The organism is Methylibium rhizosphaerae (assembly GCF_006386545.1).
Classification (GTDB): domain Bacteria; phylum Pseudomonadota; class Gammaproteobacteria; order Burkholderiales; family Burkholderiaceae_C; genus Pseudorivibacter; species Pseudorivibacter rhizosphaerae.
This window is the reverse complement of record NZ_SWAR01000020.1, coordinates 100,034-108,915: the sequence shown is the minus strand read 5'-3', so window position 1 is coordinate 108,915 and position 8,882 is coordinate 100,034. Positions and strand designations below refer to the sequence as shown.

General features: G+C 70.9%; 8 protein-coding genes and 1 pseudogene. 5 read left to right on the top strand and 4 right to left on the bottom strand.

Annotation, left to right across the window (positions count from 1 at the left end; genetic code table 11):
- Positions 1-123 (top strand): annotated as a pseudogene (locus E8D38_RS28995) (2-hydroxy-3-oxopropionate reductase); the annotation flags it as partial.
- A gap of 16 nt (positions 124-139) precedes the next feature.
- On the opposite strand, the gene E8D38_RS15565 reads toward E8D38_RS28995, so the two are convergent.
- The 3 genes from E8D38_RS15565 to E8D38_RS15555 form a co-directional block, all read right to left on the bottom strand.
- Positions 140-1,144, bottom strand: coding sequence for an extracellular catalytic domain type 1 short-chain-length polyhydroxyalkanoate depolymerase (locus E8D38_RS15565; protein WP_140632609.1), 1,005 nt, complete (start codon positions 1,142-1,144; stop codon positions 140-142).
- Positions 1,145-1,172: 28 nt separating this feature from the next.
- Entirely contained in the window at positions 1,173-1,775 is a 603-nt protein-coding gene (locus E8D38_RS15560) for a DUF1161 domain-containing protein (RefSeq protein WP_181179163.1), read from the bottom strand.
- 171 nt (positions 1,776-1,946) lie between these two features.
- Positions 1,947-2,948 (bottom strand): LacI family DNA-binding transcriptional regulator, encoded by a 1,002-nt coding sequence (locus E8D38_RS15555; RefSeq protein ID WP_140632603.1) that lies wholly within the window; start codon positions 2,946-2,948, stop codon positions 1,947-1,949.
- A gap of 180 nt (positions 2,949-3,128) precedes the next feature.
- Between E8D38_RS15555 and garD the strand changes: the two genes are divergently transcribed.
- The 3 genes from garD to E8D38_RS15540 all read left to right on the top strand — a co-directional run bounded on the left by garD (position 3,129) and on the right by E8D38_RS15540 (position 6,545).
- Positions 3,129-4,730 carry a galactarate dehydratase gene (garD, locus tag E8D38_RS15550; protein WP_140632600.1) on the top strand — a complete coding sequence of 534 codons (1,602 nt, stop codon included), beginning with the start codon at positions 3,129-3,131 and terminating at the stop codon, positions 4,728-4,730.
- 297 nt (positions 4,731-5,027) lie between these two features.
- On the top strand, positions 5,028-5,600 hold the full coding sequence (locus tag E8D38_RS15545) for a putative glycolipid-binding domain-containing protein (protein ID WP_181179161.1): 573 nt from the start codon (positions 5,028-5,030) through the stop codon (positions 5,598-5,600).
- Between the two features lie 78 nt (positions 5,601-5,678).
- Positions 5,679-6,545, top strand: coding sequence for an arginase family protein (locus tag E8D38_RS15540; protein WP_140632594.1), 867 nt, complete (start codon positions 5,679-5,681; stop codon positions 6,543-6,545).
- Here E8D38_RS15540 and E8D38_RS15535 read toward each other — a convergent pair.
- The gene (locus E8D38_RS15535; protein WP_140632591.1) at positions 6,463-7,890 is read right to left on the bottom strand and encodes a cytochrome P450; all 1,428 of its coding nucleotides are present in this window, start codon (positions 7,888-7,890) and stop codon (positions 6,463-6,465) included. The two genes, E8D38_RS15540 and E8D38_RS15535, sit on opposite strands and share 83 nt — an antisense overlap.
- An 85-nt stretch (positions 7,891-7,975) precedes the next feature.
- Between E8D38_RS15535 and E8D38_RS15530 the strand changes: the two genes are divergently transcribed.
- The gene (locus tag E8D38_RS15530; RefSeq protein WP_246099517.1) at positions 7,976-8,860 is read left to right on the top strand and encodes a helix-turn-helix domain-containing protein; all 885 of its coding nucleotides are present in this window, start codon (positions 7,976-7,978) and stop codon (positions 8,858-8,860) included.
- Positions 8,861-8,882: the final 22 nt, after the last annotated feature.

Here is an 8,882-nt window from a genome sequence, read left to right as displayed (position 1 = left end):
CAGACGGCGGGGGCGGCGCAGCTGATGCAGGCGTGCGCGGCGCAGGGCTGGGGGCAGCTGGATCACTCGGCGCTGGTGAAGGCGCTGGAGCTGATGGCGGCGCACGAGGTGGCGCAGGGGTGAACAGGCGCGGTCGTCTTCACCTGCGGCTGAAGAACTCCCACATCACGTCGTTGGCTGAGATCGCCGTCGAAGGCGACTCGGCCGCTCGTGCCTTGGTGCCTCCTGGCCATGAGTGGCCGCCGGACTCGGTGACGCACGACTGCACCCGGGCGCCGCCGCGGCAAGGCGCGTGTTCCTCGCAATAGGCGCCCGGTTTCTCCAGCACCCGCTTCGGTGGCGTCGCGGCACAGCCGTTGAGCGCGGCCCATTTCGCCACGCTGTCCGGCACCGAGGTGAAGTCGGTCACGAGGTGCCTGGCCACCGAGTCGGGCCCTGCGCCGCCTTCGAACAGCACGTGCGAGTCGTTCTTCGCATGGATGTGCAGCACCGACACCGGCCGCGCCGGCGTGCAGCTCACTGTGTTGTCGGTACCGGCCACGGGCGCGATGGCGCTGAAGACGTCGGACGCTTCGCAGGCCAGCCGGTACGCCATCAGACCGCCGTTGGACATGCCGGTGGCATAGACGCGTTGCGGGTCGATGTCGAGCTGTGTGCTCACCCGCGCCACCACTTCGCGGATGAACCCCACGTCATCGACCTTCGCGTCGCGCGCCGCGCCGCAGCAGCGGCCGGCATTCCAGGTGGCGAACTTGCCGCTGGCGAGCTTGCTGTAGCCGTTGGGGAACACGACCACGAAGCCTTCGCGTTCGGACTTGGAGAGCAGGCCGTACTTCGAGTCGTCGGCCTGGAAATCCATGTTGCCGCCGCCGCCGTGCAGGGCCACCAGCAGCGCAGCCGGCCGCTGGGCGAGGTAGCTGGCCGGCACGTGCACGCGGTAGGCGCGCGCAAGGCCGTCATGCTGCAGCGTGAAACGGTGGTCGCCCGGTGCGAGCGGGCCGGCGGGCGGTGGCTGCTGGCGCTGCTGCCGGCGTTCCTTGAGCCACTGGCGCACGGGGCCGTCCTGCGCCGGTGCGGGCGACGCGAGCAGGAGTGCCAACACCGTCAGCAGGGCAGTACAGATGGCGCCCGTTTCCTGGGTCACGTGAGGCTCCACATAGCGTTAACAGGCCCTAGTTAAGCCGCGGCCCGCGCGGCAGGCCGGCCTCGTCGTAGTAGCGGCGATGCGTGATCCATGCGGCCAGCCAGATGAGCAGGGGCAGGCCGGCAAGGGTCAGCACCCAGGGCCAGTAGCGAGCCAGGAATTCGAGGACGAGATCCGTCCACGACATGCCGTCGGCGACCGTCTGGGCCACGGCCGCGGGGGGCTCCGGCGGCGGGGTCGCCGCTGGAGCCGGCGTGGCCGTCGGTGCGGGCGTGGCTGCCGGCGTGGGCATCGCGGTCGGGGAGGGCGCCGGTGTGGGCGTTGCCGCCGGCGTCGGCCTGGGCGGCGGTGTGGCTGTGGCGGCCGCGACTTCATCGGGGGCGCTGGCGGACGCCTCCTCGGCCGCAGCGCCCCTGCGCAGCAGAACCTTGTAGGCCCCACCCTCGCAGGTGCCCACCACCTTGGCGCCCGCCGGCGTCTTCGTGGAGGCCGGCACCGATTCCAGCGTGAAGCCGGGCACGCGGATGCGCGCGGCGAGCGTCTCCTTGAACTGTTCGCAGCTTGCGCTCTGCGCATCGGCAGGCCCAGCGCCGAGCAGGCCGGCGGCGAGCAGCAGCAGGGATGCCAGCATCCCAGGGGGTGCGATGTGGCGTGGCGCGCGTACGGTGGTCATGGCGGCGAAAAGACGGAGCGGTGTCGGCAAGGTGCGAAGTATCGGCACTGTCGGGGGCCGCCTCACATCCCCGTAGCGGGGGATGCCCTTGTTGTGCACGGCTGGCAACAACGCGCCGTGCAGGAAGCCTCAGCCGGCGGTGGACGCCCGCTCGACGATGTGAAAGCCGACGTCGAGCACCCGCTCGCCGGTGGTTTCGCCGCGGCAGCGCTGCACGATGAGCTCGGCCGAACGCCGGCCGATCAGGGCGCCGTCCACCTGCACCGTGGTGAGCGCGGGCTCCAGGTGGGCGGCGAAGTCGGCGTCGCCGAAGCCGCACACCGCCAGGTCCTGCGGCACCCGCAACCCGCGGGCGCGGGCTTCGGTGAGCACGCCCTGCGCCAGCCCGTCGGAGCTGCAGAAGATCGCATCGACCTCCGGGTCCTTCGCCAGCAGCTCGGCGCAGGCGCGGCGGCCGAGCGCGAGGTTGCTGGGCGCGGGCACGACCGCAGTGGGCACGTCGTGGCCCACCACCGACAGGAAGCCTTCACGCCGGACGACGGCGCGCTGGTCGTTTGCCGTGGCAATAGCCACCCGCCTGAAACCCTTGCCCATGAAGTAGCCCGCCACCGCGGCGCCCACCTTCAGGTGCGAAAAGCCCACCACCATGTCCACCGGCCGGTCGCAGAGGTCCCAGGTCTCGACCACCGGGATGCCGAGCTTGCGCAGCCGGTCGGTCTGGGTGGCGGTGTGCAGCAGGCCGGCGACCACGATGCCGTCGACCCGCCGGCCGACCATGGTGTCGATCAGGGCCGCCTCGCGGGCGTGGTCGTAGCCCGTCTGGCCGAGGATGAGCTGGTAGCCCGCACGGTCGAGTTCTTCGGTGAGCGCCTGCACCGTGGGCAGGAACTGCGGCACCGAGATCACCGGCACCAACGCGGCCACCGCCATGCTGCGCCGGGACTTGAGGCCGCCCGCCAGGAAGTTCGGGATGTAGCCGGTGTCTTCGACGGCCTGGCGCACCCGCTCGATGGTGGCCTTGGACACCACCTCCGGGTTGGCCAGCGCCCGCGACGCCGTGATGAGCGACACGCCGGCCGCCTTGGCGACGTCGTGCAGCGTGATCGACTTGGTGCGGTTCGCGGGTGGCATGGCTGGCGGTGCGGCAGGCGGGCAGGGCTGCGGATTGTCCGACAGCGGGAAGGGCGCCTCCTGCTGGCGACGATGATAACGTTATCATCCGGCTTGGCAAACCGGATGAGTCCAGGAACGCTACTTCATTTGATTCGAGAATGACAACGTTGTCAGCCTCACCCAACCTACGGAACAGTCATGGCCGACCCTGACCTGCGTGATCCGCTCCACATCACCATGCACGAGGCCGACAACGTGGCCATCGTGGCCAACGACGGCGGCCTGCCGGCGGGCACGAGGTTCCCGTCGGGCCTGGTGCTGGTGGACAAGGTGCCGCAAGGGCACAAGGTGGCGCTCGTCGACATCGCGGCCGGCGAGGCGGTGCGGCGCTACAACGTGGTCATCGGCCGTGCGGCACGCGACATCCCGAAGGGCAGCTGGGTACACGAGCGCCTGCTCGAGATGCCCGCGGCCCGCTCGCTCGACGGCCTGCCCATCGCCAATGTGAAGCCGCCCTCGCTGCCGCCGCTGGAGGGCTACACCTTCGAGGGCTACCGCAACGCCGATGGCTCGGTGGGCACGCGCAACATCCTGGCCATCACGACCACGGTGCAGTGCGTGTCGGGCGTCGTGGAGTTCGCGGTCAGGCGCATCAAGGAAGAGCTGCTGCCCCGTTTCCCCCACGTGGATGACGTGGTCGGGCTGGAGCACACCTACGGCTGCGGCGTGGCCATCGACGCGCCCGATGCCATCGTGCCGATCCGCACCCTGCGCAACATCTCGATGAACCCGAACTTCGGCAACGAGGTGATGGTGGTGAGCCTGGGCTGCGAGAAGCTGCAGCCGGAGCGCCTGCTGCCGCCGGGCTCGTTTGCCATCGTGGACGAGCGCAACGTCGCCGACGTCGGCGCCACCGAGGCCGCCGGGCTCGACGTGGTGTGCCTGCAGGACGATGCGCACGTCGGCTTCATGTCGATGATCGACTCGATCATGAGCACGGCCGAAGAGCACCTCGAGCGGCTCAATGCCAGGCGGCGCGAAACCGTGCCGGCGAGCGAACTGGTGGTGGGCGTGCAGTGCGGCGGCAGCGACGCCTTCAGCGGCGTGACGGCCAATCCCGCGGTTGGCTTCTGCACCGATCTGCTGGTGCGCGCCGGCGCCACCGTGATGTTCAGCGAGGTGACCGAGGTGCGCGACGGCATCGACCAGCTCACCTCGCGCGCCACCAGCCCGGAAGTGGCCGACGCGATGATCCGCGAGATGGCCTGGTACGACGCCTACCTCGACAAGGGCCGGGTCGACCGCAGCGCCAACACCACGCCGGGCAACAAGAAGGGCGGCCTGTCGAACATCGTCGAGAAGGCCATGGGTTCCATCGTGAAGAGCGGCAGCGCGCCGATCTCGGGCGTGCTGTCGCCGGGAGAGAAGCTGCGCGACCGCGGCATCGAGAGGGGGCTCGTGTATGCGGCCACGCCGGCGAGCGACTTCATCTGCGGCACGCTGCAGCTCGCGGCCGGCATGAACCTGCACGTGTTCACCACGGGCCGCGGCACCCCTTACGGCCTGGCGGCCGTGCCCGTCATCAAGGTGGCCACCCGCAGCGACCTGGCGCGCCGCTGGCATGACCTGATGGACGTGAACGCCGGGCGCATTGCCGACGGGCAGGCGAGCATCGAGGACGTTGGCTGGGAACTCTTCCGCCTGATGCTGGACGTGGCCAGCGGCCGCAGGAAGACCTGGGCCGAGCATTGGAAGCTGCACAACGCGCTGGTGCTGTTCAACCCGGCGCCGGTGACCTGACGCCGGAAAGACCCCCGGGGCTTCAGCGGGCCGATCCGGCCGCCGCGCAGGGTCTTGCTGGGCGACTCACCGAAGCACCCGAAGGGCCCGCCGGTGGCGGGCATCGAGAATCGAGACGGTACGCAAGTTGCCGGACGAGACGCTGCCGTCGAACCGCTTGATGGAGGGCTGGCGCGCGGTGTGAAGTGGTGGAGCCACTGTCGTCGATCGCACCGGCGAGGGGGACACGCACTTCATCCCGCATCAACGACCGTCATTTCTGCCATGCGACACCATGCCCCTCGAAACCTCTGCTGGGTGCCCACGTGGAACTCCAACTTCCCCGGAATCGGCCTGGAGCACGTGCTTGTCGCGGCGGGAGCGGCTGACAGCTCCCTCGTTGCCGTCGATGAAGACGGCGTTCCGTTCCGCCTGACCTACCGGTTGCACTGGGACGAGCCGGCCTGCGTGCTTCGCCGAGCCGAGCTGAGCGCGCGCAAGGGATCGCAAGCCCGGTCGTTGTCGCTGAGCATCGATGACGCCGGCCGCTGGCTGGGCAGGGCTGGTGAGCACCTGGACCCTCTCGATGGCTGCGTCGACATTGACATCTGGCCCACGCCTCTGACAAACAGCTTTCCCATCTGGAGAAGCCACCTCCGGATCGGGGAGCGTCGGGAGTTTCGGATGGCATGGATGTCTGCCCCCGATCTCACGGTCGAAGCGAAGGCCCAGGCCTATACCCGGCTGGAGGATCGTCTGTACCTTTTCGAAAGCCTGGACGGAACCGGCTTCAAGGCCTTGTTGCCGGTCGATGGAGACGGTTTCGTGATCGACTATCCGGAGCTGTTCAAACGCGTCGCCTTGCGGGCTGATGCCGGGCTGAAGCAATGAACCCGACGACCCGGCAACGACTGCGCCTGTCCGGCGGCGCCGAGCTGTCAGGCGACCGGGCGGCGCCACAATGCGCCGATGCCGGACCTCTCGCTCACCGTCTTCGAAGGCCGCACCGCCGACCGCAACCCGCGTGCGATGGCGGGTGCCCGCCTGCTCGGTGCAGCGCTGGCCGATCGCCTGGGCATCGCGCCGGCACGCATCGGCACGCCGCTGCCGCCGCTCGGGCTGGCTTGGCGGGAGGAGCTCGACGCGGCGCGGCCGGTGCTGCAGGTGCTGGCGGCACATCTGGGCACGCAGCTCGAGGCTGGCAAGCCGGTGCTGACGGTGCTGAACCGTTGCGCCAGCAGCCTTGCAACGCTGCCCCAGGTGGCGCGCGGGCGCCCCGATGCCTGCGTGGTGTGGTTCGATGCGCATGCCGATGCCAACACGCCCGACACCTCCGCCACCGGCTACCTCGGCGGCCTCGTGCTCACCGGCGCGAGCGGTGCCTGGGACAGCGGCCTGGGCGCCGGCATGCCGCTCGCCAGCGTGGTGCTGGTGGGCTCGCGCGACATCGATCCGGCCGAGCAGGCGCTCATCGATGCGGGGGCGCTGCGGCATGTGGCGCCCGGCCCGGGCCTGCCCGGCCGGCTGGCGCAGGCGGTGGGCACGCGGCCGGTGTACGTGCACCTCGACTGCGACGTGCTCGATGCCGGCCTGCTGCCCACCGAATTCCAGGTCGGCGGCGGCCTGTCGTTCGACGACCTGCGCGCCGCCTGCGCCGCGCTGGCCGAACGCGAGGTGGTGGGGCTGGAACTCGCCGAATTCGAAGCTTGCTGGCCTGGCGAGGAGGGGCGCGAGGTGTCGCCCGCGCCGCTCGTCAGCGCGATCGAGCCGCTGCTGCGGCGCCTCGGCGCACCAGCCGCAGGTGCACGCCGCCCTGCGGCCGCAGCGTCACGTTGAGCACCGGCTTCGGCGGCGGACTTCCCGCCGGCAGCACGAGGCTGTAGCGCTGCAGCAGCAGGGCGGCCACCAGCGTCATCTCGAGCATGGCGAAGTGCTGGCCGATGCACACCCGCGGGCCGGTGCCGAAGGGCATCCAGGCGCCGCGGGGCAGCGCCGGCACGGCATCGGGCAGGAAGCGTTCGGGCACGAAGTCGCCCGGCCGGTCGTACACGCGTGGATCGCGCTGCAGCACCCACGGCGTAATGCGCAGCATGGTGCCCCGCCGGATGGACCAGCCGCCGAGCTCGATGTCCTGCGTGGTGCGGCGTGTCATCAGCGCCGCGATCGGCGGGTACAGCCGCATCGCTTCCTTGAGCGTGGCGGTGAGCCAGGGCAGCGAGGACAGGTCGTCCGGGCCGGGGGCGCGCTGGCCGAGCACGGCATCGACCTCGGCCTGCGCGCGTGCCGCAGCCTGCGGATGTTCAGCCAGCAGCCGGCTCCACCACAGCAGCGCGGTGGCGCTGGTTTCATGGCCGGCCTGGAAGCTGACCATGCACTGGTCGAACACCTCGGCCTGCGAGAGCGCCTCACCGGTGGCCTCGTCGCGCAGGCCCAGCAGCATGGCGAGCAGGTCGTCCCGCGGGCCTTCGGCGCCAGCGGCGCGGCGTGCGCGGATGTGCCGGCCGACCAGTTCGCGCAGGCTGTGCAGGGCGCGCCGCTTGGCCGCCTTGCCGGGCAGCGGCAGCCAGTCGGGCAGCGTCACCGGCCAGAACATCTCGCGCATCGCGGTGGCCGACAGCGTCTGGGTGGCCTCGGCGGCGGCGTTCACGTCGCCGTCGGCGCGCGTGCTGAACAGGGTGCGCAGAATCACGTCCATCGCCAGTTGCGAGAACAGCGTGTCCATCGACACGAGGGCCTCCTGCTCGCCGGCCGGCACCGCGGCGTCGAGCGCCGAGCGTGCCGCGTCGAGCATCAGCGCGGCGTAGCCGGCCACGCGGCGCGGCGAAAACGCCGGCTGCAGCATGCGCCGCTGCCGCTGCCACACCGCACCTTCGGTGACCAGCACGCTCTGGCCGAACACCTGCTCGAAGATGTCCATGCCGCGTTCCCAGCGCACCAGATGCGGCGCATGGTCCACCAGCAGGCGGCGCACCAGCTCCGGGTCGAACAGGTCGATGGCGCGCTCGTTGCCCAGCCGCATGAAGGTCACGTCGCCGTACTGGCGCTGCAGGCCGCTGGTGAAGCCGAGGTAGTCGCGTCGCATGGCGCGCAGCAGGGGCAGGCCCCACCAGCGGCGGCTCGGGCCGGGCGGCGTTTGCGGCGGGGTGGTCGAGGCGGGTCGGTCGTCGGTCGTGGTGTTCATGAAGCCGCATGTTGCGCTGCCGCGCGGCGCCGTTCTTGAACGATTCCGACATCGCGGCCTGTCTACACTGCCGCCCATGTCGCCCATGCCGCCGTCCGCCGCCCCCGTCTCACTCGCGGTGAACCGCCTGTGGCATCCGCGCCTGTCGCTGGCGTCCTGCGTGCGGGCGGTGCTGAGCCGCAACACGTTGGGGGTGAACCTCGACGACGCGCAGCGCTTCAATCACTTTCCGGCGTCGCCGCTGTGCAGCATCAGCTGGTGGTTTGAAGGCTGCAGCGAAATGCTCGATGACAGCGGCTCGGCGGTCACGCCGGGCAGCACCCGCCGTGCGCTGCCCATGCGCATCGCCTTCGGCGGGCCGTTCACCCGCCCGAGCGCATCCTGGAACCCGGGGCCGGTGCACGGGATGATGCTGATGCTGCTGCCCGATGCCGTGCGCCAGCTCACCGGCGTGGACCCCGAGGCACACCTCGACCGGCTGGTGGACGTGCGCGACGTGCTGCCGGCGCCTTGGGTGGGCCTGTGCGAAGCCGTCCTGGCGGTGCGCGACGACGATGCCCGGGTGCAGCTGATGCAGGACTTCATCGACCCGCTGTGGCAGGCAGAGCGCCCCCGGCTCGCGCTCGACGGGCACCGATATCTCGACTGGGCCCGCGGCCTGGCGCAGCGTGCAGCCCTGTCGGCCTCGGGCCGCAGCCTGCGGCAGGTGGAGCGGCGCATCAAGCAGTGGGCCGGGCAGCCGATGCGGGAGCTGCTGGGGGTCGGGCGTGCCGAGCGGGCGTTTTTCGAGGCGCTGGCAGCCGAAGGCGACGGCCGCCTCAGCTGGGCCGACGTGGCCGCCCAGAGCGGCTACGCAGACCAGTCGCACCTGGTGCGCGCCACCCGGCGCATCACCGGCTTCTCGCCCGAGGACCTGCGCCGGCGCATCGCCGAGGACGAGGCGTTCTGGGCCTACCGGCTGTGGCAGTAGGGCGGCCGTTCCGGCAGCTGTG